Origin of the sequence: Parapedobacter deserti (assembly GCF_042646065.1) — a bacterium.
In the GTDB taxonomy this organism is placed as follows: domain Bacteria; phylum Bacteroidota; class Bacteroidia; order Sphingobacteriales; family Sphingobacteriaceae; genus Parapedobacter; species Parapedobacter deserti.
This window is the reverse complement of sequence record NZ_JBHRTA010000038.1, coordinates 1,108,550-1,132,460: the sequence shown is the minus strand read 5'-3', so window position 1 is coordinate 1,132,460 and position 23,911 is coordinate 1,108,550. Positions and strand designations below refer to the sequence as shown.

Below are 23,911 nucleotides of genomic sequence, written 5' to 3'. Positions count from 1 at the left end.
TTAATTCTTCACTAACCGCTTATACTTGATTCGCTTGGGTCCGGTGTCGCCAAGGCGCTTCTTCCGGTTTTCTTCGTATTCGGTATAATTGCCTTCAAAGAAATACACCTGCGATTCGCCTTCGAAGGCGAGGATGTGGGTACAGATACGGTCGAGGAACCAGCGGTCGTGTGAAATAACCACGGCGCAGCCACCGAAACTTTCCAACCCCTCTTCCAACGCGCGGAGCGTATTCACATCGATGTCATTGGTCGGTTCGTCGAGCAGCAATACATTGGCCCCTTTTTTCAGTGTGATGGCAAGGTGTACCCGGTTGCGTTCTCCTCCGGAAAGGACACCCACCTTTTTCTGCTGATCCGCACCATTGAAGTTGAACCGCGACACATAGGCCCGGGAATTGATCATCCGGTTGCCGAGCTGGATGTTTTCGTTGCCTCCCGTGATGTTTTCCCAGACGGTCTTGTCGGGGTCCAGATCGCCGTGCAGCTGGTCCACATAGCCCAAGGCAACCGTCTCGCCGACACGGAATGTACCGCTATCCGGCTGTTCCTGCCCGGTGATCAACCGGAAAAGCGTGGTCTTCCCGGCACCGTTCGGACCAATGATGCCCACGATGCCTGCAGGAGGCAAGGAGAAGCTCAGGTTTTCAAATAAGATTTTATCGCCGTATGCCTTACTCACCTCCTGGGCTTCGATGACGACATTGCCCAACCGCGGTCCGGGCGGGATAAACAGTTCCAACCTGTCTTCCCGCTCTCCGACTTCTTCAGAGGCCAGTTTTTCGTAATTGTGGAGGCGGGCTTTTGACTTGGCATGACGGGCCTTGGGGGCCATGCGCACCCATTCCAGTTCACGCTCGAGCGTTTTCTGCCGTTTGCTTTCCATCTTCTCTTCCTGCGCAAGCCGCTTGGCTTTCTGGTCAAGCCACGAAGAATAGTTCCCCTTCCATGGAATACCTTCGCCGCGGTCGAGTTCTAATATCCAGCCGGCTACGTTATCGAGAAAATACCGGTCGTGCGTTACGGCGATCACCGTGCCCTTATACTGCTGCAGGTGTTGTTCGAGCCAATCAATGGATTCGGCATCAAGGTGGTTTGTCGGTTCGTCGAGCAGCAACACATCAGGTTCCTGCAGCAATAAGCGACATAATGCCACCCTGCGTCGCTCCCCTCCTGACAATGTGGCCACTTCGCGGTCCGGCTCCGGACACCGAAGTGCATCCATTGCCCTTTCCAGCTTGCTGTCTATTTCCCAAGCTCCCGAAGCATCGATTTTATCCTGCAGTTCGCCCTGCCGGGCGAGCAAGCGGTCCATTTCATCGGCATTTTCATAGACTTCCGGCAAACCGAATTTTTCGTTGATCTCTTCATACTCTCGAAGAATAGCGGACATCTCCGCCACCCCTTCTTCCACCACCTCTCGAACGGTCATATTGGGCTCTAACTCAGGCTCCTGAGCCAGATACCCTACGGTATAGCCCGGTGAAAACACAACTTCGCCTTGATACGAATTGTCCAAACCGGCGATGATGCGAAGCAGAGATGACTTCCCCGAGCCATTCAGCCCGATAACCCCTATTTTGGCCCCATAAAAGAAGGAAAGGTATATATTTTTTAAAACCTGCTTTTGCGGGGGATATACTTTACTGACCCCCGCCATGGAAAATATGATCTTCTCGTCTGACATATGATGATTTCTATTAAGCGTCGCACTAAACTAGGAGTTGCAAACTTAGGTAACTTGCCCTTCATATGCAAGGCCGGATATGCATGGCCGGGCCCGTCTTTCAGCTAATATAGCTGGAGTATATACCAGATTGATACAATAAATCCTTTTATCATGACTGACAAAATGTTATATTTGTCTCAGTGGCTTAATTGTTGATAAAAGTTACACAAATAATAAGGGCGTAAGTGATAATTTTTTATACATTTATCGCATCCTTAGCATATAAAAAAAGAAAGGTAGACATTCATGGAAGCAAAATTTTCGCCTCGCGTAAAGGATGTGATTTCATACAGCAGGGAAGAAGCGATCCGGCTGAAGCACGATTACATCGGCACAGAGCATCTGCTCTTGGGCCTTATTCGTGAAGGAGACGGCATGGCGATCAAGATATTGAAACATGCAGGGATAGACACGACAGAACTACGGAAATCCATAGAGGACGCCGTTAAGGGCTCATCGCTATCCCGCGCTCCGATCGGCAACATGCCGCTTACCAAACAAGCGGAGAAGGTGTTGAAAATCACTTATCTTGAGGCTAAGATCTTCAAGAGCGACGTCATTGGCACGGAGCACCTGCTGTTATCCATCCTGCGCGATGAAGACAACATTGCATCGCAAATCTTGCAGCAATACGACATCAATTACGACGTATTCAAGGCCGATGTGGAGCAACATCGGGCCGGAATTACCGATCAGGCCGCCGGCTCGACAGCCGGTGATGACGACTTTAAAGAAGACGATCACTTCAATCAGCCCAAAAAGGTGTCTGACATCAAGTCGAAGACCCCGGTGCTGGACAACTTTGGGCGCGACCTGACGAGAGCCGCCGAAGAAGGCCGTTTAGACCCGATTGTGGGCCGGGAACGGGAAATCGAACGTGTTTCGCAGATTCTTTCACGCCGTAAGAAAAACAACCCGATACTGATCGGTGAGCCTGGCGTGGGTAAGTCAGCCATCGCCGAAGGCCTGGCGTTGCGTATCATCCAGCGGAAGGTATCGCGTGTCTTATTCAACAAACGGGTGGTAACGCTCGACCTGGCTTCGCTCGTGGCCGGCACAAAGTACCGCGGACAATTTGAAGAACGCATGAAAGCGGTCATGAACGAATTGGAAAAATCACCGGATGTGATCCTGTTCATCGACGAAATACATACCATCGTCGGTGCGGGTGGCGCGTCAGGTTCACTGGATGCTTCCAATATGTTCAAACCTGCGCTGGCCCGTGGCGAGATCCAATGTGTCGGAGCGACCACGCTCGACGAATACCGGCAATACATTGAGAAAGACGGCGCACTTGACCGGAGGTTCCAGAAAGTGATGATCGAACCGGCTACGCATGACGAAACAGTGGAAATACTCAACCGCATCAAGGAAAAATACGAGGAACACCACAACGTCAATTATACGCCGGAGGCCATCCAAGCCTGCGTTACATTGACCACCCGCTATATCACTGACCGCTTCCTTCCAGATAAGGCCATCGATGCGCTGGATGAAGCAGGATCCCGGGTGCACCTCACCAATATCCATGTGCCGCAGAGCATTCTTGATATTGAGCAGAAAATCGAGGAAATCAAAATCGAAAAAAACAAAGTGGTGCGCAGCCAGAAATATGAGGAGGCTGCAAAACTGCGGGATACGGAGAAGAAACTGCTGGAGGAACTTGAGCACGAAAAAACTGCTTGGGAGGCTGAAACACGTACCAAACGCTACTCGGTGACCGAAGACAATGTCGCCGAAGTGGTGTCCATGATGACGGGCATTCCTGTACAGCGCGTAGGACAGTCTGACAGCCAAAAGCTACTGGGCATGGCCGAGTCCATGAAAGGGCGGATCATCGGACAGGACGAAGCCGTGAAAAAACTGGTGAAGGCGATCCAACGTACCCGCGCAGGGTTGAAGGACCCGAAGAAGCCCATCGGCTCGTTTATTTTCTTAGGCCCTACCGGTGTCGGCAAAACCGAACTGGCAAAAGAGCTGGCGCGCTTCATGTTCGACAGCGAGGATTCGCTTATTCAGATCGACATGAGTGAATACATGGAGAAGTTTGCCATCTCCCGCCTGGTGGGAGCGCCTCCAGGCTACGTGGGCTATGAAGAAGGCGGCCAGTTGACGGAAAAAGTACGCCGCAAGCCCTATTCGGTAGTGTTGCTTGACGAGATTGAGAAGGCACACCCCGACGTTTTCAACCTGCTGCTGCAGGTACTGGACGAAGGGCAGCTTACCGATAGCCTTGGGCGCCGTGTAGACTTCCGCAACACGATTCTGATCATGACGTCAAACATCGGTGCCCGGCAGTTGAAGGACTTCGGGCAAGGCGTAGGCTTCACCACGTCGGCAAAAGCAGAGCAGGCCGAATCGCACTCCCGCAGTGTGATCGAAAATGCGCTGAAACGGGCCTTCGCCCCGGAATTCCTCAACCGGATCGATGATGTGATCGTGTTCAACTCACTCGACAAAGAACATATTTTCAAGATCATCGATATTGAGTTGAAATCCCTCTTTGTCCGCATAGAAGCACTGGGCTATAGCATTAAGCTCACCAATGATGCAAAAGAATTTGTTGCAGAAAAGGGCTTTGACAGCAACTTCGGTGCACGGCCGCTTAAACGGGCCATCCAGAAATACCTCGAAGATCCCATTGCGGAGGAAATCCTCAAAGGGGAAGTAAGCGAAGGTAATACGCTGGAAGTCGATTACGATAAAGATAAAGGCGAAATCATCGTCAATGTGCAAGACGGCGATGGTGGTCCGTCAAGGCCCTCAGATCTGGCCGAAGAAAAGAAAGATGAATAATTCTTTGGCAACCACCGTAAAGAAACGCCACCTGATCATACAGGTGGCGTTTTTGTTTATCCCTATTTATTGAACTTTCCTGCCCGACAATACCGACAATTCCGACAAAGCCGCCGATTCCGACAACGCTTCTTGCCACCCTGGCTAACTTTGTTCTTGTCAACGGGTAAGGTACCGCCTGTCGGGGAGGAGTGACGTAATTTTTTTATCACCACACCCGGCTACCAGCGCCAGCATGGTGCATTTGGTTTCCCTTCAATAGGCAGGCGCCAGCAAAAATGCATCAAAGCGTATTCTTGGAGCAATTATTGCGTTAAACTTTTTTACTACATCAATTGTCATACGTAAAAAGGATAAAACAACTACATTATTCACGCAACGCAAATCCATATGAAGAATTACCTTACCCTCGCCGTCGGATTTCTGGCAATCCTTGGCTTCACTTCCTGTACAAAGGAATATTACGACGTTGTTCCGAACAAGACGTTCGTGTATACGATTCAGCCCAATCAATGGGCATGGGACACAGGCGTAATTAACCAAATTTATTATGACATCAACCTCCCCGAACTGACCGACTATTACGTTGATCAGGGAATCGTGAGTGTTTCGCTGAGCGTCGACGATGAAGCCTCTTACAATATCCTTCCGGCGACCATCATGGGTACGGCTTATTCTGTCAATTATACCACGGGATTCGTCACGATCTATGCAGAAGATCCTGTCTTTGACCCTGATTTTGAGGTGCCCGTTCCGGACAGGAGAGTCACTGTCAAAATCACGTTGTCCGACGCGGATTTCATTCCATAAAAAAAGCGGCGTTAAGCCGCTTTTTTTATGTCCGAAAACTCGGCTCCTTCTATTGCCCTTCTCCCATCCCGCCTATTACCGCCTCACTGACACCGGTAAACGAAAAACCGCCGTCGTGAAACAGGTTCTGCATGGTCACCATTTTTGTCAGATCAGAAAACAACGTGACGGTGTAGTCCGCACACTGGTCAGCCGTGGCATTACCGAGTGGCGACATCTTTTCAGCATAGGAAATAAAATCACCGAAGCCCTTCACGCCGGAGCCTGCCGTGGTCTGCGTGGGCGACTGGCTGATCGTATTTACCCGCACGTTCTTCCGTACCCCGTACTGGTAACCGAAGTTGCGGGCAATGCTCTCAAGGAGCGCTTTCGCATCCGCCATATCGTTGTAATCCGGGAATACCCGTTGCGCGGCGATGTAGGTGAGTGCTACCACCGACCCCCACTCATTGATGGCGTCCTTTTTCATCGCTGTGGCCAGTACACGGTGCAGGCTTATAGCCGAGATATCGAAAGCTTTATGCATAAAATCATAGTTGCTCTCGGTATAATGGATGCCTTTGCGCACGTTGACGCTCATTCCCACGGAATGCAGGATAAAATCAACACCACCGCCGAAGTGCTCCAGCGTCTGCTCAAAGAGATTTTCGATATCGTCTCCGCTGGTTACATCGGCTGGAATAACAGGCGCATTGTTACATTCTTCCGCCAGTTGCTTGATGGTACCCATACGAAGCGCTACAGGGGCATTGGTAAGCACGATCTCAGCTCCTTCTTGAACACAGCGTTGGGCGGTCTTCCAAGCAATGGATTTGTCATCCAATGCACCGAATATAATTCCTTTCTTTCCTTTCAGTAGGTTGTGGGACATAGTCTATTTTTTAGTTAATATTAAAATCTGGTAAAAATAAGGGTTTTTTCTAAATCCCCAACAACCCGGAGGCATGCTGCATTGCTGCTTCACCAGGATCTGCTCCGCTGAGCATCTGGGCAATCTCCAGTACCCGGTCCTGTTGTTCCAGCCGGACAATATCGGTAACTGTTCTGTCTTCCGACTCTTTCTTATACACCTTAAAATGGGCACCCCCTTTTGATGCAATCTGCGGCAGGTGCGTAATGGCGATGACCTGCATATGGCCTGACAAACGCTCCATGATTTCAGCTACTTTCAATGCTACCTCGCCCGATATTCCCGTATCGATCTCATCAAAGATAATCGTCGGCAAAGCGGATGTTTTGGCGATCAGCGACTTAATAGCCAGCATTAGCCGAGAAAGCTCGCCACCAGAAGCGATTTTTCCCACGGGCTGCGGTTCCTGCCCTTTGTTGGCAGTAAACCGAAAGGTGATAGTTTCCTGACCGCTGGATCGTAGGGACGCTTCATCAAGCCGGCCGAGTGAAATATGCAACTGGCTATGAGGCATGCCCACAGCTCGCAGCACCTTGCCTACTTCTTCGGCTATTGACGGAATGACGGCTTCCCTGCTGGCACTTAGCCGGTCGGCGAGTTCGAGGGTTTCGGCTTTCAGTCGTTCCGCTTCAGCTTCCAGCCCGATAATCTCCTCGTCGTCAGATGACAGGGCTTGAAGTTTTTTCTGAAGTTCGTCGCGCAATGCAATCAGCGCAGAAACACTGTCCGCCCGATGCTTCTGTTGCAGGGCATAAAGAAGGTTGAGCCGCTCGTTGACTGCTGCCAGCCGCTCTTCGTCAAGCACAATATCCTGCTCCATGTGGCTGATCTCAGTGCTGAGGTCTTTCAATTCGATGAAGCTGCTTTGCAGCCGTTCCGATTGTGCAGCCAGGGACGGCATATGCTGCTCGGCATGCTGGAGGTGATTGAGGGCCTCCTTGATTAAGGCGATGGCGTTTATTTCCCGCTCATGCAAAGCATATGCTGCGCCAAAAAGGTGGCGTTTGATTTCCTCGGCATGCTCCAGCTGCCGTTGCTCCGCTTCCAGCCTTTCCTGTTCGTCCGCTTCTAAATTAGCTTTCTCCAGCTCATCGTATAGAAACTGGTGGTAATCTGCCTCCGCCCCTGCTTGCTTCACGTTGTCCTTCAACGCACTCAGCCGCTCCAGGGTGCGCTTATAGGAGCGGTATACGGTGGTATACCGTTCGCGAAGCGGTCGGTTTTGTGCAACACTGTCTACGGTAAACAATTGGAAGGTCTCCGTGTTAAGCTGGAGTGTGGCATGCTGGGAGTGGATGTCAATCAGTTTCTCGGCAAGCGTTTTCAATACGTTGAGGGTAACAGGCGTATCGTTGACAAACGCCCTCGATTTGCCATCCGCACTGATCTCTCGGCGCACGATGGTTTCCCCATCATAGTCAAGATCCTGCTCACTGAAAAACGTTTCCAACTGATAGCCAGACACATCGAAATACCCTTCGATGATGCACTTCCTGTCCTGATTGAAGAAGTAACGGGTTTCCACCCGCTGCCCCAAAATCAACGACAGCCCACCCATAATGATCGATTTGCCAGCACCCGTTTCGCCCGTAAGGATATTCAACCCCTTGTCAAAATGGATATCAAGGGAATCAATCAACGCATAGTTCTTGATGGATAGACGGGTCAGCATAAATTATTGTCTATTTTAAGTTCTACCTGCTATTACGTAAACTTTCATATTTATTCGCATTAGCCGGGTCTACCTCCGCGAGGATGTTATAGGCCTGCACCCTTTCCTGCGGCCCCATCCCACTGAAAATGCCAACAAGCTCGTCTGACTTTGCGGAGAAAAACACTTGGTTGAATACTGCGCCCTGGGCCAGTCGGTCCACTTTTTGCAACGTTGGCAGCAGATCGAGGATGGATTTCCGCGCCTGCTGCGCATTGTCCGACATGGTGTCCAGTCCATTCAGGTAAAAGCTGTACAGGAAATCGCGGATCGGCTGATACCGGCGGTCGAGCAGGTTGTTGACCAGCCAAAAGCGGTTGTTTGTCCCTTCCATCGAACGCCAGCCCGGGAATCCCGTGTTCTGGGCATTGTTTACGACATGCTGAGCAGCGGTATAAAACGGCGTCCCGCCGTTAGGCTCAAATGTATCCGCGTCCAGCCCTACAATGATATAAGCATAATAGGCCAGAAGGGATGTGAGGTTATTCATGTACTGCTGGTCTGAATAATCCATCAACTGCCCTTCGGTGTAGCTGAAATTGAAATTATTGTCCGAGATACTCAATACCGGGCTGTTATAAGATGTACTAAAAACAGGTCTTGTCGATACGATCTGGGCCTGCGCCGTGAAATTGGATGAGCCATCCCAAGCGTTGATCGTAATCACGAAACTGCAATCGATGCGTTCCTGCGGCTGCACCTGGTTAGTGCTCCATGTACGGTTGTTGAGGAAATCGGAAATCGCTTTCTGCAACACTTCAAGTGGCCGTTTATTGGTATTTTGAACCTGGGGCGACAGGATCTGTACCCGCGCATTCAAGTCCTGCGCCTGCACCGTCAAAAACCACAGCGGCGAGAAAAACAGAAAACCGCTAAACAAAATGACACCCCATCTTCGAATCATGCCCAAAGATATAGATTATGAATGAAAATTGCTTAATGCAATCCCTCGTTTAAATATTTACAACACCGGTGAGATTATGAATACTACGCCCAATGTGTTAAGTTTGCACACCATGTATGACTATAGCGCACAGTTAAGCAAGTACATGCCGGTACAGGCAGCTCACGTCATTTCGCGATGGATCAATGACAGCAACTGCCTTTTCCGCATCAGCAAAAGCCGCAGTTCGAAATTTGGCGACTACCGTCCACCGTACAATGGGCAAGGACATCGCATCTCGGTGAATAACAACCTTAACCCGTATGCATTCCTTATCACCACGGTGCATGAATTTGCCCACCTCAAAACATGGAACGAACATAAAAACAGGGTAAAACCGCACGGATCAGAATGGAAAGCCAATTTCAAGCAGCTCATGCTGCCCTTCATGCAATCCGGTATCTTCCCCGATGAGCTTAACGTGGCCATCACCGCATATATGGACAACCCGGCCGCATCCAGTTGTTCGGATCTCCAGCTGTTCAGGGCGCTAAAGCGATATGACAAATCGGGCCTTCTTCATACGGTAGAGCAGCTGCCAGCGGACGCGGTCTTTTCGCTCAAAAACGGACGGGTCTTCCAGAAAAAAGAGAAAATCAGAAAACGATATCGTTGCATTGAGGTAAAAACACAGCGGGTATACCTGTTCAGCCCGGTAGCGGAGGTACTTTTGTCTGGATTTGATAATTATTCCGTACTTTAGCAACATTTCATCCTTATGAACAAATTCATCTCCATTATCGCCTTTGCTGCTTTGACTTGGTCATGCGGCAACCGGAATAGCGGTGTCTCCGATGCTCCTTCAGCTGCCATCGACTCCCAAAGCTTTATTCAGCATGTAAAGAAGCTGTCTTCCGACGAGTTTCTCGGCCGCAAGCCGTTTACCCGGGGAGACACGCTTACGGTAAGCTACATCGCGGAAGCGTTTCAGAAAATCGGGCTGGCCCCGGGCAGCGGCGACAGTTATTTTCAAGAGGTCCCCATGGTGGAAATTACCTCGACCCCCACTGCACCCCTGACGTTCAGCCGTAGCGGCAGCCAGTTCCATCTGGATCATCTCGATGATTTTGTCATCGGAAGCCGGCGGCTGGACGAGCGGATCAGCGTTTCCGAATCCGAGGTGGTGTTTGCCGGATTCGGCATTGTGGCGCCGGAATACCAATGGGATGACTACGCAGGGCTGGATGCCAAGGGGAAGACAGTCATCGTGCTGGTGAATGACCCCGGGTTTTATGACAAGTCGCTTTTCAAGGGCGACACCATGACCTACTACGGCCGCTGGACCTATAAGTTCGAAGAAGCTGCCCGGCAGGGAGCCACCGGCGTGCTGATCATCCATGATACCGATGCGGCCAGTTATGGATGGGATGTGGTTCGTAGCGGCTGGAGCGGTCCGCAGTTAAATCTCGAAACGCAGGAGAACGGAGCCTCACGGGCGGCCATTGAAGGCTGGCTTACGGCAGAGGCGGCCGGCAGGCTGTTTGAACTGGCGGGCGGTGCCGGTGATCTGATTGCCAGCGCCAAAAAGACGGGGTTTAAGCCCGTCGACCTGGGTGTCAGTGTTAGTGTCGGCCTTGAAAATAACTTCCGGAAATCGTCATCCAATAACGTGCTTGCAAAAATACCCGGCAACAAGTACCCCGATGAATACCTGATTTATACCGCCCACTGGGATCACCTCGGCATCGGCGAGCCGGTAGACGGCGACTCCATTTACAACGGCGCCATTGACAATGCCAGCGGCATAGCCGCGCTTTTTGAGCTTGCCAAGGCTTTTAAGTCGGCCGAAACACCTCCCGACCGCTCCATTTTGTTTCTTGCGGTGACAGCCGAAGAACAGGGCCTGCTGGGTTCAGCCTATTACGCCAACAATCCGGTGTATCCACTTAACAAAACCGTAGCAAACATCAATATCGATGCATTGAGCCCTATCGGAAGGACCAACGACATTTCGGTCATCGGGCTGGGGCATTCTGAAATGGACGATTACCTTATCCGCGCAGCGGACCGCCAGGGACGACGGGTGGTTCCGGGCGGCACACCTTCAGCCGGAAGTTTTTTCCGCTCCGACCACTTCAATTTTGCCAAAGTCGGCGTGCCTGCGCTGTACACGGGCAGCGGCCGGGACGTCATCGGGAAAGACAGCAGCACGGTAGCCGAGCTGCGCGATGCCTTTACCAAACGCTACCATCAGGTCACCGACGAATACGATGAAACGTGGGATGTCAGCGGCATGATGGCTGATATCAACCTCATTTTTGACGTCGGATACACGCTCAGCCGGGAAAGGACCTTCCCCCGCTGGAAGGCAGGCTCGGAATTTAAAAAGATCGGGGAACAGCGACTTTGATCTGCAGACTTGAAATTATTGATTTACGACTTATAACATTAAACAACAACAACATGTACACCGGATTTAGACACCTACATTCCACACTGGCTTATGTATTATTGGCGGGGCTGCTTATCTCAATTCTCTTCGTGCTTTTTGCTTACCTGCGAAACAAGGGTTATAACCGCAAGATGGCACTTTTAGGACTTATATGCGCACATGTGCAATTTGTCGTCGGATTGGTCCTTTATTTCATATCTCCACTGGGCATCAAGGGTGCTTCGGGCGAGGCCATGAAAATCAGTACGGCACGGCTATACTTCCTTGAGCACCCGCTGATCATGCTGATTGCCGTCGTACTGATTACTGTCGGCTATTCCAAGGCAAAACGACTGGCCGAGCCCAAAAAGCAGAATGCGACCGTTTTGGTATGTTACCTGATCGGGCTGGTGCTGATCCTCTCCCGCATCCCGTGGCATGCTTGGCCGACGGCCTAACAGTTTTCCACACCTGCTCGGTTTTTCGCGGAAGATCATTATCTTTATCGTGTATTTGCGCATACCCGATTGTACCTTTAGTTGCCCTCTGCACATTTATCCCCATCCAAGGGTTAATTTTGGAGCTCTGACGATTATAAACTAAGCAGCGATTATGAAAACCGTTAAGCACATCCTCAACAACAAACCAGCCGTTGTCTATTCGATAACGGCGGATGTCTCCGTATTGGAAGCCCTGAAAATTATGATGGAAAAAAACATCAGCGCTTTGCTGGTGATAGAAAACGAAAGCCTACGAGGTATTTTTACGGAACGTGATTATGCCCGCAAGATCATCCTGCAGGGAAGATCCTCTAAGGATACGCCGATGCATGAAGTCATGACAAGGAACCCGCATACCATTACGCCGCAAGAATCCATAGACCACTGCATGCAGCTGATGACCGACAACCACTTCAGGCATTTGCCTGTGATGGAAAATGACCGTGTGGTTGGCATGCTTTCCATTGGTGATCTGGTCAAATTCATCATCGAAGACCAGCAGCGGACAATAAGCGAACTGGAAAACTACATAAATAGCTAAAAAACAGAAAGCCCGGCTTCATCAAAGCCAGGCCAACGTTTTATCCCTGCGGTGGGTTAGCGCTTCTATTTCATGATTCGAAAAACCACGCGAAAAGCGATGAACCAACCGACGGCCAGTAGTATGTTCGAAATGGTTGAAACCAAAAATGAATCCTGAACAAACCGGAAAAATGTGCCTGCAAGCCCGAAAGCTACTGCGATGGCCAAGGTGACGTAGTGCCTCGTCTGGTTTGCCTCGTTATCGGTCCTCCTTGGTGGAGTCTTCTCTAATGTCGTTGCCATGTAAATACCTGTTTGCCGCCAAAAATACAAAAAAATCCGCAGCTTCATTGACATAAAGCCAACAATTACGATTTCTCGTGATTATTGGTATCTTTGGCGCTCCACAACATCACTCATCATGGCGTTACAAGATAAGATAGATCAAGACATCAAAGCGGCAATGCTGGCCAAGGACAATGCGACGCTTCGCGGCTTACGAGCAATCAAGGCAGCAATTTTACTTGCCAAGACGGAAAAGGGGCCCGCTGAAGAACTTTCGGAACAGACCGAGATCAGCGTCCTTCAAAAACTGGCGAAACAGCGCCGGGAGTCTGCAGAAATCTACCAGCAGCAAAACCGGGAAGATCTTTATCAAATCGAAATGGAAGAGCTCGCGGTCATCGAGCGGTTCCTGCCGAAGCAGCTTTCCCGCGAGGAAATCGAAGCAAATGTCAGGCAGCTTATCGCTGAAACAGGCGCTACAGGCCCCAAAGATATGGGCAAGGTGATGGGACTGGCTAACAAACGGCTTGCCGGCAAAGCTGATGGCAAGACGATATCGGAGATTGCTAAGACGTTGTTGACCGGCGGGTAGAAACCCCGTCCCGCTTTAAACCGCCCTTCGGCTCCCTATTTCCTTATCCCTGTCATACGTGGAGATATGGCGTTCTTTTTTGCTTTCGAAGATATCATCGATGGTTATCATGATCCCGGTTTCTTCTACTGTGCCGAACTCATCGTTGACTGCGGTTCCGAACGTCTTCATCGTAGAAGAAAGGTTCATATAGGTGTTGATCAACGGGGGTATATTCTCACCCAACGCCCTTACCCGTGCATTGAGTATCTTATACCCCTCCTTGTATTCCAGCCCCGAAAACAGGTCGCGGAACGGATCGGCGTCGCCGAAATAATTTAACGGCTTAATGGGCCAAACCAGCCGCTCGTTATCGGGAAAATAATGGTGCATGAAGTAAATCAACATGTCACGGGCTTCCCGGTTGTAGTGCGGGTACATGGTCACCTTACCAAACAGGTATTTAACCTGCGGATTAAGCTTCACTACCGCCCCCAGCCCATCCCACAAGTTATCCAGCGAAAACAACCCTTTGCGGTTGTCCTTACCAGGTTGGTATTTGGGCTGTACGAAGGAACGCCCCAGCTCAATGGTATGTGGCAGGTATTCCGCAATGAATTTCGGGGAGAAATGAAAATAATGAGCCGTCGATAAGTTAATTTCGCCGCGACTGTTGACTCCGACGTCTCTGCATTTGATTAGCCGGTATCCGGCAATGATTTCCTCATCTTCAGGGTTCCATGCGATCAACTGGTCATACGCATCCTCGCCCGTGTCATTGTCATCCAAATCCAGTGCCAACCCTGTTCCGCCTCCTGCTGCCCGAAAAGTAAGTTCCCTCAATCTTCCGATCTCCCTAACGGTGTGAGGTGCTTTTCGGTGATTTACCAAGTAAATCTCATTGTTTCCGTTATTGGTATAGCGGACAAACGCCTCCTCGGTGAGCTCCTTTTTTATGAAATCCCGGTCAACAGGTGCTATTATTTCTTGCATATAGTTAGTTTTCAGGAGCTAATCCGTAAACGATACGTTTTATATCCTCAGCCCAGTCTTTCTCGCTTTTGGAACTGTCAAAATATGTATAAGAAATCGGTTTTCCTATACATATGGTGACCTTTTTGTTTTTCTGCGCAAACATTTCTTCTGCGAGGTAAAACATTTCGATGTTGGCCTTAACACCAAGGAGTTCCCTGAAACGGGCGAAATTATAAAAAAAACTGGAATTTCTTCCATCAATGTACACCGGCACGATGTCTCTTTGGTATTTCTTTGCCTTACTGACAAAACTTTTTTTCCACTCCAGGTCTTCGATTTTCCCGTTCCGCTTGCGTGACACCAAGCCGGCCGGAAAAACCAGCAACGCTTGGTCACGTGCGTAGGCCTCTTCGATCTGCTCAATTCCCTTCCTGCCCTGCGCCCCATGCTTATTTACCCCGATGAAAAGCGGCTCCAGGTTTTTTATGTTCAGCAGAATGTCGTTTACCAGAAACTTGATATCCTGCCTGTATTTACCAAGAGCGTGCATAAAGGCGATGCCGTCCAATCCACCCAGCGGGTGGTTCGAAGCAAAGACCACCCCGCCTGCTGCCGGGATGTTTTCTGCCCCGCGGAGCTCGACCATCACGCCCAATTCTCCGATCAAACCATCCACAAAGTCTAATCCGTGTAAATGCCCGATATTTGCCATTACACGGTTAATGTCGTCTTCATGCACTACCCGTTCAATATAACGAAGAATAAAACGGGGCATCCATTGTAGCAACCGGGGGTTCTTTTTCCGGATGACTTCTTTGATAATGATATATTTACTTTTCTTTTCCAAAATAGCTTTCAGGTGCTCGTTACATAGCCTTTAAAAAAGTTCAGTTGAACCGTCGGGCGATCAGCAGCCAAAAGTAACAAAAGTTCCGGTATTGTCATTCCTTTGTTTAATTACCCATCAAAACCGATCAGTTGCCGAAAAAAAAACGTAAAATAGTCGTTGATGTCAGCAAAACCGAGTAATTTTGGCAGGCAAGCGCACTTAGATTAAACGATTACTGGTTTTGTTCGTTTAATGAATAAGGAGGGTAAACAAGATGAACATAGGTCAAGTAATAGCCGAGCACGAATATGCAGTAAGCCCTTCGGCTAGCATACGAGATACGTTGGACAAAATGGCCGATTTGCAATTGGCCCAATTGCCCGTGGTTAAAGACGACCTTTTCTTCGGGCTCGTGTCCTATGAGGCATTGGCCAGCATCCCCAATGTGCAGGAACATATCCAAGACGCCGATGCCCCGTACCTCCAGATCCATATTTTCGATACCCAGCACCTGTACGATGCTACGCTTTTCTTTCAGATTCATCAGCTGGACCTCCTGCCGGTGCTGAACGATCAGCACCAGTACATAGGCGCGGTAACGCCGCTTGATCTGATCACCGCGCTGAGCCAATCCATGTCTCTGCACCAACCGGGGGGCATCATCGTGCTTGAAATGGGAAACCGTGACAACGCGCTATCCCATATTGCGCATATCGTCGAATCCGACAATGCGCAGATCCTGAACTCTTACGTAACGGCGTATCCGGATTCCGCCCGGCTCGAAGTCACCATCAAGGTTAACAAATCGGATGTTTCATCCATCGTTGCGGCGTTCTTCCGGCATGACTACGTGGTAAAAGCAACCTACAACGAAGGAAACAACCGCGACAACTCCCGCGACCGCTTTGAACAGCTCATGAACTATATCAATATGTAAATGATGAAGATAGCGGTCTACGGACGGGAATTCCAACCATCAGTCATACCTTATGTACAGCAACTTTTCGATTTGCTGGCTACCAGAAACACGACATTGTGGATATATGAGGAGTTCTATCGGTTCCTCGGACAACAGGTCAATTTTCCGCAACGCCTACACACCTTTGCTACCCGCCGGCAACTGCCAGATGACATCGGTTTCATGCTGAGTTTAGGGGGCGACGGCACGATGCTCGCTGCGGTTTCCATTGTGGGCGATTCGGGCATCCCGGTTGCGGGAATCAATTTCGGTAGACTGGGCTTTCTAGCCGACATCAGCAAAAACGACATCGAAACTTCGTTAACCGCTATTCTCCTTGAGGAATACAACATTCAGAAACGTACGTTGCTATCCGTACAGTCCGAAGAGACAACGCTATTTGAAGGTAACCATTTCGCACTCAATGACATCACGCTTTTCAAGTCCGACAGCTCGGCAATGATCACGGTCAGTGCTTACCTAAACGGCGAACTGTTGAATTCGTACTGGGCAGACGGCATCATTGTCGCTACCCCGACGGGCTCCACAGCCTACTCACTGAGCTGCGGTGGCCCTATCATCATACCCGGAAGCGGGAACTTTGTCATCACCCCCATATCTCCGCACAATCTAAACGTCAGGCCTGTCGTCGTTTCTGATGATATGGAACTGGATCTGGAAATCGAAAGCCGGAGCGGAAAATTCCTTCTCTCATGTGACTCAAAAACAACTGCTTTATCTACCGATATCCGGCTTAATATCAGCCGCGCCCATTATCAGGTAAATCTTATCCGGCTTAAAAAGTATAGTTATTTTTCCAACCTGCGCAATAAGCTGCTATGGGGGCTAGACGCACGGAATTATTAAAACCTATCTTTACCAACGTTTGAATCGAATTTTACATAGAATGCTCCGCCGGCTGTCAATGACATGGCTGATTTGCGCTTGTACATTGTGCCAGGCACAGGAATGGGAGTTTGGTGTGCAGGGCGGCTTTTCAGGATATATGGGCGATCTTAACCCCGAGAATCCGCTGGCATTCAATGATTGGGCGGCAGGCATTTCGGCGAAATATAACCTCAACCCGACATGGGGTATCCGCGCAAACTTCGCATATGCCAATACATTTGCATACGATGGCTATTCCCGGGTTGCGCAACGCCGTGATCGTAACCTTGGTTTTTTCGGATCGATCAAGGAAGGCTCACTCCTTGTGGATTTCAACTTCTTTAAATGGCTGCCACAGCGCGGGAGAATCGTGTACACGCCATATCTCTTTGCTGGTGTAGGCGGCATTTCATTTAATCCCCAATGGTATTTGCCTTATGCAACGGGTGAAACACCCCGCAAGATAAACCTCCGGGATGCGCAGACCGAATACCACCCTACGGACAACCCGACTCCCTATTCCCGCTACGCGATCGCCATCCCCTTCGGTGCCGGCTTCAGGTACAACTTGCGCGGACCATGGTCGGTAGGTGTCGAGCTGGGATACCGCCTGGCATTGACAGATTATCTCGATGATGCCCGCGGCAACTACCCCCTGGGTCAACCTACCGACTTGCCAATCAGCGCAAATGAATGGGAATACCTGACGTACCGAAATTCGCAAACTGCCGTTCCAGGCTCACAACGCGGCGATGGACGCCCCTACGACTCCTACATGACCGTCGGACTCACCTTCTCTTACACGATATTTAAAGGGGGATGTCCCGAGTGGCAATAATTCAGATTTCAACTGCCTGGCTGCCGACTTCTTACTGCCGACTAAAAAAAAATAGTAACTTTGCGCCAAATTAGCGGATGGATATCAAGGAGACAATAGACAAAACGCAACTGCCCCAACACGTTGCCATCATCATGGACGGCAACGGACGCTGGGCAAAGGAACAGGGCAAGTTGCGTGTGTTTGGCCACCAAAATGGCGTAGTTGCCGTACGGGATACGGTAGAAGGCGCAGTGGAAATAGGCATCAAGTACCTCACGCTCTATGCATTTTCCACGGAAAACTGGAACCGGCCCAAGTTCGAAGTATCCGCCCTGATGGAGCTGCTGGTCAACACCATCAATAAAGAAACCAAGACGCTGATGGACAATGGGGTAAAACTAAACGCCATTGGAAACCTGAGTCAATTGCCCAATAAGTGTTACAAGCGCCTGCATGAAGCCATGGACCGGACGGCCAACAACACCAACTGCACGCTGACCCTTGCGTTGAGTTACAGTGCCCGGTGGGAAATAACCGAAGCCGTACGGCAATTGGCCGAAAAGGCCCGGTCAGGCCAGCTTGATCCTCAACAGATCGATGAAGAGCTTTTTGCTCGGCACCTTACCACTGGCAATATGCCGGACCCCGAACTGTTGATCCGTACCAGCGGTGAACAGCGCATCAGCAACTACCTGCTATGGCAATTGGCCTATGCCGAGCTTTGCTTTACCGACAAGATGTGGCCGGCATTCAGAAGGGGCGATTTATTCGCAGCACTTGTAGACTACCAGAAACGCGAGCGCCGCTTCGGACTAACGAGTGAACAATTGATGAGATAACCCGCGAACGATAGCCATTGGACGCCGCATGCTGGAGTTCGATTTCAAAAAATTCCCTTTTAACAAAAATTAACAAACGTTTGACGTACTTTAGCGGCGATAAATTAGATAAATGAAGCGAATACTCTTTTTTATACTTGTTACCACATTGACAGCGCAGGTCACTGTTGCCCAGCAACGGGGGATTCCACTGAGCGATTCAGACGAGTTCAGCTACCTTAACCCCCAAAACTACATTATCGGCGGGGTCTCAGTGAGCGGCACCGAATACCTCGACAACGATGTGCTCATCACCATATCCAAATTGGTGGTTGGCTCGCGAATCGAAGTACCGAGTGATGCAACCTCCAACGTGGTAAAGAACCTGATGGCACAAGGCTTGTTTGACGAAGTAGAACTTTATGCTGATGCCATAAAAGGCGATTCAATTTTTTTCAACATCCACGTGGTGGAGCGTCCTCGCCTTACCCGCATCGACATTGAGGGCCTGAACAAGAGCCAGACCGAAGAGATACGCAAGAAGCTCAACGAGAATACGGGCAAGATCGTCAACCAAAACCTGATGAATACTACCAGGAATACCATCACCAGGCACTTGAGCGAAAAAGGGTACCTTTACCCCGAGATCACCATGGCACCGGTAAAAGATTCCACCCAGGCAAACAACCAGATCCTGGTGGTCAATGTCGATCGAAATAGCAAGGTGCGCGCACACCGCATCAATTTTACCGGCAACGAAAATTTTACGCAGAGCCAACTCCGCAAATTTTTCAAGGGCGTGCGCCAGCGTACGTGGTGGCGGATTACCGGCCCGGGCAAATTCAAGGAAGAGAAGTATAAAGAGGCCAAGGAAAACCTCATTTCAAAAATGCATGCACGGGGTTACCGCGATGCGGAAATCATTAGGGATACGTTTTATAAACACAACGACCGCAACGTTATCATCGATATCGACCTTTATGAAGGTCCACAGTACTACTTTGGCAACATCGCCTGGCAAGGAAACGCAAAATATTCAGACTCCATACTGAACGTCATCCTCGGCATAGAAAAGGGCGAAGTGTTCAGTGAGGAAAAACTGATGACCAAATTGATGGGTCCAACGCGAAGCGGTGACGACATCTCTTCGCTCTACCTTAACGACGGGTATCTTACGTTTACAGTCGATCCCGTGCAAACCAAGATTTATAACGACACGATAGATCTGGACCTCCGCATTTATGAAGGCGCCCAGTTCACCGTCAACAACATCATCCTGAAAGGTAATGACGTGACCAATGACCGCGTATTGCTCCGATCCATCTACACCAAGCCCGGCCAGAAGTTTTCAAAAGAATTACTGATGCGGAGCGTCCGCGAAATCTCCCAACTGGGCAATTTCGACGAGCAGAAAACCAACCCTGTCCCCACGAACCTAAACCATTCGGAGGGAACAGTTGACATCGAATACTCCGTTGTGGAAAAACCATCCGACCAGGTGGAGCTTTCCGGCGGCTTCGGTGCAGGGCAGGTTATCGGTACGCTGGGACTCTCGTTCAACAATTTTTCCACGCGCAATCTCTTTGACAAAAGCGCCTGGAAACCCCTTCCAAGGGGTGACGGTCAACGCTTGAGCGTCCGGGGCCAAACCAGCGGCAAGCGCTATCAATCGTATAGCTTCTCGTTCTCCGAGCCCTGGCTTGGCGGAAAGAAGCCGATCTACTTCGGCATAAGTGCATTTACATCGTCCTCCTCTTTCGGCGGGTTCGACCCCTGGACCGGACGGCAGGTAGTGGGAGACCGCGAGCTGAACCGGATATGGATGAACGGCGTAACTGTTAGCATCGGTAAGCGCCTACAGTGGCCAGACAACTATTTTCAGCTAAATTATTCCCTCGGCGCCCAGCAGTACAAATTGCAGAACTATCCTGGGTTCCTGTTTGAAAACGGAACGTCGTACAACATCAACCTGACGCAGGAAATCAGCCGCAACTCGGTGGATGCGCCAATATATCCGACATCGGGCTCGCATTTGCGATTCTCCGTACAGGTGACGCCGCCCTATTCACTGTTCAATAGCATAAATTACCCTACCGCTCCCGATCAGGAACGGTACCGGTGGACGGAATATCACAAATGGAAGTTCGACTCCCAGTGGTTCACGCGTATCAGCGGTAAATTGGTGCTTAAAGCTCAAGCCCAATTCGGTTTCTTGGGCTCCTACAGCAGCGTAACGGGCCAGTCGGCGTTCGAGCGGTTTAAGCTCGGCGGTGATGGCATGATGGGCTTCGATTTCTTGCAGGGCTCGGAAATTATTGCTATGCGCGGCTATGCCAACGGCATGGTCATTCCGGATGGCGCAGATGTAAATGTTGCGCGCAATTCGGGAAGTCCTATTTATAACAAATACCAATTGGAACTGCGGCATCCGGTGATGCTCAATGAACAAGCCACCGTATTCGTGCTCGCTTTCGCCGAGGGCGGCAATACGTGGAACAACTTCCGGGACTTCAATCCCTTCAAAGTACGCCGATCTGTGGGTGTCGGCGCACGGATATTCCTCCCGATCTTCGGATTGCTCGGCATCGATTACGGCCATGCATTCGACCCGATACCGCTACCTCCAAATATGCGAGGTACCCAATGGCGTCAGAATTTCACCTTCAGCATCATGCAACAGATGGGTGGGTTCAACTAATATACACGATATAAAAAAAATGGAATTACTTTTGTAGCTATGTTCCAACAACAACGTCATAAAATAAGCGTATGAAAAAAATAATAGGAATTGTCGTATTGTCCATCGTGGCTTCATCTGCGGCTTTCGCACAGCGGTTTGCCTATGTAGATACTGAATATATACTGAACCATATCCCTGAGTACCTAGCGGCGCAAAAACAAATGGATGCCCTTTCAGTCCAATGGCAGGAGGAAGTAGACAATCGGTTTGCCGAAATTGAAAAGCTTTATCAGAAGTACCAAGAAGACCACGTGTTGCTCAGTGAAGAGATGCGCCGGAAACGTGAAGATGAGATCGTACTGAAAGAGCGTGAAGCACGAGAATTCCAACGGCAGAAATTCGGCTTCGAGGGCGACCTGTTCCAAGAGCGCCTGAAGCTTGTAAAGCCTATACAGGACCGGGTGGCACAGGCCATTCAGACCATCGCTACGGATCAAAGCCTGGATATCGTGTTAGATAAAGGCAGTGAGGTCACTTTCCTTTACGCCAACCCGAAGCTGGACAAAAGCAACGATGTCATCACCCGGCTGGGCTATAAACCCGATCCGTCACTTGCGGATAAGTAATCCGTTTCGTATTATTGCGCACCGTTTGAAAAAACAAGGGAAACAATTAACAATAAAATACATAATCAACAAAACTCGGGGCTATTGAACCAAGTCCCCAGCAACAAGTAAAAATCAAGATGAATAGCATGAAAAATTTGTTTAAAGGTGTAGTGGTGGCAGGGCTGCTGTTTTTATCAACCGGATTCGTAAGTGCACAGCAAAAGATCGGTCACGTCAATTCGAATGAGATCATTCAGTCTATGCCTGAGTTCAAAACCGCTAATACGGAGCTGGAAACGCTCCAAAAGACCAAGCAATCTGAACTGCAACAGATGTTTTCGGAATTTCAAAAGAAACAAACAGACGCTCAGGAAATGTACCGCAACCGTAGTGAAGCCAATAAAGATTCCATCGACGCTAAACTTCAAACGCTGAGCATCGAGCTGCAGGATATCGAAAGACGGCTGCAGGAAGTGCAGCAGCTGGCCGAAGAAGAAATGGGAAAAAAACAAGAAGAATTGTTTGCACCTATTTTCCAGAAAGCAAATACCGCTGTGCAAAGCGTAGCTAAAGAAAAAGGATACGCTTATGTGTTTGACGTTGCTTCTTCCGGCATCCCCTACTTCGCAGGTGGCGACGACCTGACGGCTGATGTGAAAACTAAGCTCGGTATTGCGAACTAAAACACCGTCAGCCACGCCAGATAACTTGTTAGGATACGCTTTGGCGTGCTGAGCGGAATGTTTCAAACATTCCGCTTTTTTTATGCCATTCCGACCTAAAAATATATGTAAAAATTTTATTATGCTTGCATAGTAATTTTTATTCCGTAATTTCGTACATAAACCTTATTATGATGATAAGCCAGGTCATTTTTGGGATGTTGTTATTAGCCGCTACCGCGTTAGCTTTTCGCAACGCCCGGAAAATTGTCCAAAACATCCATTTGGGCCGGAAAGAATGGCGGAAAGACCAGCCCGCCAAGCGTTTGCGGACGATGCTGCTGGTTGCTTTCGGACAAAACAAAATGTTTAAGCGCCCGTTAGCCGCCATTCTGCACTTATTTCTGTACTTGGGATTCTTCATCATCAATATTGAGATCGTTGAAATCATCATCGACGGGCTGTTCGGTACACATCGTGTATTTTCGGGATTGGGCGTGGCCTACGGGCTGCTTATCGCCGCCTTTGAATGGCTCGCGTTAAGTGTACTCGTCGGCTGCGTTATCTTCCTCGCCCGGCGTAACATCATCCGCCTCAGGCGCTTCTTCGGCACGGAGATGAGACCCTGGCCGCGCACAGATGCCAACCTGATCCTCATTGCTGAGATCCTGCTTATGACAGCGTTTCTGACCATGAACGCGGCCGATTATAAGTTGCAGCTGGCCGAAGCTGCCAATTACACGCAGGCCGGCTCGTTTCCTGTGAGTTCATGGCTGATGTCACTGCTTCCCAGTGATGTCGGGCAGCTTATGTTCGTCGAACGGTTCAGTTGGTGGTTCCACATTATCGGTATACTGGCTTTCCTCAATTACCTACCGTATTCAAAGCACCTGCATATTTTACTGGCATTTCCCAACACCTACTATTCGAATTTATATCCTCAGGGCCGGTTTACGAATATGGCGAGCGTAACAAACGAGGTGAAGGCCATGCTCGACCCGTCTTTCACTCCGCAAGCCACGGATGCGCCCCTCCGGTTCGGCGCAAGGGATGTGCAGGACCTTACCTGGAAGAATTTGCTGGACGCCTATTCCTGTACGGAGTGCGGCCGATGCACTTCGGCCTGCCCAGCCAATATCACGGGTAAACTGCTCTCGCCCCGAAAAATAATGATGGACACCCGTGACCGTATGGAGGAAGTGGGCCATAACTTTCGAAAACGCAAGGACGCGACGGACAGCGACGGCAAATCGCTGCTTGATGATTACATCACCCGCGAGGAAATTTGGGCATGTACCACCTGCAATGCCTGCGTAGAAGCATGCCCTGTAAACATCAACCCCTTGGAAATCATTATGGAATTGCGGCGGTACATGGTCATGGAAGAATCCCGAGCGCCCACAAGCCTCAACAACATGGTTAGTAACGTTGAAAATAACGGAGCACCATGGAAATACGCACAGGCCGATCGCGCGAACTGGGCCGAAAATGGCTAAGAATAACGGGAACCGACGACTTACAGACTT

The 23,911-nt window shown here is 49.9% G+C and carries 22 protein-coding genes; 15 read left to right on the top strand and 7 right to left on the bottom strand.

Annotated features, from left to right (window positions below; translation table 11 throughout):
- A complete protein-coding gene (ettA, locus tag ACFOET_RS17440) occupies positions 1–1,686 on the bottom strand; it encodes an energy-dependent translational throttle protein EttA (RefSeq protein WP_379025015.1) in 1,686 nt (561 codons plus the stop codon).
- A gap of 288 nt (positions 1,687–1,974) precedes the next feature.
- Here ettA and ACFOET_RS17435 point away from each other — a divergent pair, with 288 nt between their 5' ends.
- On the top strand, positions 1,975–4,524 hold the full coding sequence (locus ACFOET_RS17435) for an ATP-dependent Clp protease ATP-binding subunit (RefSeq protein ID WP_379025013.1): 2,550 nt from the start codon (positions 1,975–1,977) through the stop codon (positions 4,522–4,524).
- A 390-nt stretch (positions 4,525–4,914) separates the two neighbouring features.
- The gene (locus ACFOET_RS17430; protein ID WP_379025011.1) at positions 4,915–5,334 is read left to right on the top strand and encodes a hypothetical protein; all 420 of its coding nucleotides are present in this window, start codon (positions 4,915–4,917) and stop codon (positions 5,332–5,334) included.
- 49 nt (positions 5,335–5,383) lie between these two features.
- Here the strand turns inward: ACFOET_RS17430 and ACFOET_RS17425 are convergent, their stop codons facing one another.
- From ACFOET_RS17425 to porD, 3 genes are read right to left on the bottom strand one after another with little or no spacing between them, the layout of a single operon-like run.
- Positions 5,384–6,205 carry an enoyl-ACP reductase FabI gene (locus tag ACFOET_RS17425; protein ID WP_379025009.1) on the bottom strand — a complete coding sequence of 274 codons (822 nt, stop codon included), beginning with the start codon at positions 6,203–6,205 and terminating at the stop codon, positions 5,384–5,386.
- A gap of 49 nt (positions 6,206–6,254) precedes the next feature.
- Positions 6,255–7,916 (bottom strand): DNA repair protein RecN, encoded by a 1,662-nt coding sequence (recN, locus tag ACFOET_RS17420; RefSeq protein ID WP_379025007.1) that lies wholly within the window; start codon positions 7,914–7,916, stop codon positions 6,255–6,257.
- Positions 7,917–7,938: 22 nt separating this feature from the next.
- Positions 7,939–8,859: a type IX secretion system protein PorD gene (porD, locus tag ACFOET_RS17415; RefSeq protein WP_379025005.1), complete on the bottom strand. Its 921-nt coding sequence runs from the start codon at positions 8,857–8,859 to the stop codon at positions 7,939–7,941.
- Between the two features lie 76 nt (positions 8,860–8,935).
- Here porD and ACFOET_RS17410 point away from each other — a divergent pair, with 76 nt between their 5' ends.
- The 4 genes from ACFOET_RS17410 to ACFOET_RS17395 all read left to right on the top strand — a co-directional run bounded on the left by ACFOET_RS17410 (position 8,936) and on the right by ACFOET_RS17395 (position 12,310).
- On the top strand, positions 8,936–9,601 hold the full coding sequence (locus ACFOET_RS17410; protein ID WP_379025003.1) for a sprT domain-containing protein: 666 nt from the start codon (positions 8,936–8,938) through the stop codon (positions 9,599–9,601).
- A gap of 15 nt (positions 9,602–9,616) precedes the next feature.
- The gene (locus ACFOET_RS17405; RefSeq protein WP_379025001.1) at positions 9,617–11,248 is read left to right on the top strand and encodes a M28 family metallopeptidase; all 1,632 of its coding nucleotides are present in this window, start codon (positions 9,617–9,619) and stop codon (positions 11,246–11,248) included.
- A 53-nt stretch (positions 11,249–11,301) separates the two neighbouring features.
- The gene (locus ACFOET_RS17400; protein WP_379024999.1) at positions 11,302–11,727 is read left to right on the top strand and encodes a hypothetical protein; all 426 of its coding nucleotides are present in this window, start codon (positions 11,302–11,304) and stop codon (positions 11,725–11,727) included.
- A gap of 154 nt (positions 11,728–11,881) precedes the next feature.
- Positions 11,882–12,310, top strand: coding sequence for a CBS domain-containing protein (locus tag ACFOET_RS17395; protein WP_379024997.1), 429 nt, complete (start codon positions 11,882–11,884; stop codon positions 12,308–12,310).
- A 65-nt stretch (positions 12,311–12,375) separates the two neighbouring features.
- On the opposite strand, the gene ACFOET_RS17390 is transcribed toward ACFOET_RS17395, so the two are convergent.
- Positions 12,376–12,594 (bottom strand): hypothetical protein, encoded by a 219-nt coding sequence (locus ACFOET_RS17390; RefSeq protein WP_379024995.1) that lies wholly within the window; start codon positions 12,592–12,594, stop codon positions 12,376–12,378.
- A 118-nt stretch (positions 12,595–12,712) separates the two neighbouring features.
- On the opposite strand from ACFOET_RS17390, the gene ACFOET_RS17385 reads away from it, so the two are divergent.
- The gene (locus ACFOET_RS17385; RefSeq protein ID WP_379024993.1) at positions 12,713–13,168 is read left to right on the top strand and encodes a GatB/YqeY domain-containing protein; all 456 of its coding nucleotides are present in this window, start codon (positions 12,713–12,715) and stop codon (positions 13,166–13,168) included.
- A 15-nt stretch (positions 13,169–13,183) separates the two neighbouring features.
- Here the strand turns inward: ACFOET_RS17385 and ACFOET_RS17380 are convergent, their stop codons facing one another.
- Together ACFOET_RS17380 and ACFOET_RS17375 are read right to left on the bottom strand one after the other, a co-directional pair.
- Positions 13,184–14,140: a GNAT family N-acetyltransferase gene (locus tag ACFOET_RS17380; protein ID WP_379024991.1), complete on the bottom strand. Its 957-nt coding sequence runs from the start codon at positions 14,138–14,140 to the stop codon at positions 13,184–13,186.
- Positions 14,141–14,144: 4 nt separating this feature from the next.
- Entirely contained in the window at positions 14,145–14,969 is an 825-nt protein-coding gene (locus tag ACFOET_RS17375) for a 1-acyl-sn-glycerol-3-phosphate acyltransferase (protein WP_379024989.1), read from the bottom strand.
- 256 nt (positions 14,970–15,225) lie between these two features.
- On the opposite strand from ACFOET_RS17375, the gene ACFOET_RS17370 reads away from it, so the two are divergent.
- From ACFOET_RS17370 to ACFOET_RS17335, 8 genes are all read left to right on the top strand, one after another.
- A complete protein-coding gene (locus ACFOET_RS17370; protein WP_379024987.1) occupies positions 15,226–15,888 on the top strand; it encodes a CBS domain-containing protein in 663 nt (220 codons plus the stop codon).
- A complete protein-coding gene (locus ACFOET_RS17365) occupies positions 15,889–16,776 on the top strand; it encodes an NAD kinase (protein ID WP_379024985.1) in 888 nt (295 codons plus the stop codon). It abuts the gene before it with no gap.
- A gap of 58 nt (positions 16,777–16,834) precedes the next feature.
- Positions 16,835–17,635 carry a type IX secretion system protein PorG gene (gene porG / locus ACFOET_RS17360; RefSeq protein ID WP_379024983.1) on the top strand — a complete coding sequence of 267 codons (801 nt, stop codon included), beginning with the start codon at positions 16,835–16,837 and terminating at the stop codon, positions 17,633–17,635.
- Positions 17,636–17,712: 77 nt separating this feature from the next.
- Positions 17,713–18,456 carry an isoprenyl transferase gene (locus ACFOET_RS17355; RefSeq protein WP_379024981.1) on the top strand — a complete coding sequence of 248 codons (744 nt, stop codon included), beginning with the start codon at positions 17,713–17,715 and terminating at the stop codon, positions 18,454–18,456.
- 112 nt (positions 18,457–18,568) lie between these two features.
- Positions 18,569–21,133 carry an outer membrane protein assembly factor BamA gene (bamA, locus tag ACFOET_RS17350; RefSeq protein WP_379024979.1) on the top strand — a complete coding sequence of 855 codons (2,565 nt, stop codon included), beginning with the start codon at positions 18,569–18,571 and terminating at the stop codon, positions 21,131–21,133.
- 71 nt (positions 21,134–21,204) lie between these two features.
- Positions 21,205–21,741, top strand: coding sequence for an OmpH family outer membrane protein (locus ACFOET_RS17345; RefSeq protein WP_379024977.1), 537 nt, complete (start codon positions 21,205–21,207; stop codon positions 21,739–21,741).
- Positions 21,742–21,869: 128 nt separating this feature from the next.
- Complete coding sequence (locus tag ACFOET_RS17340) at positions 21,870–22,406, top strand: OmpH family outer membrane protein (protein ID WP_379024975.1); 537 nt, start codon at positions 21,870–21,872, stop codon at positions 22,404–22,406.
- A 173-nt stretch (positions 22,407–22,579) separates the two neighbouring features.
- Positions 22,580–23,881 (top strand): 4Fe-4S dicluster domain-containing protein, encoded by a 1,302-nt coding sequence (locus tag ACFOET_RS17335; RefSeq protein ID WP_379025138.1) that lies wholly within the window; start codon positions 22,580–22,582, stop codon positions 23,879–23,881.
- The last annotated feature ends 30 nt before the right edge of the window (positions 23,882–23,911 follow it).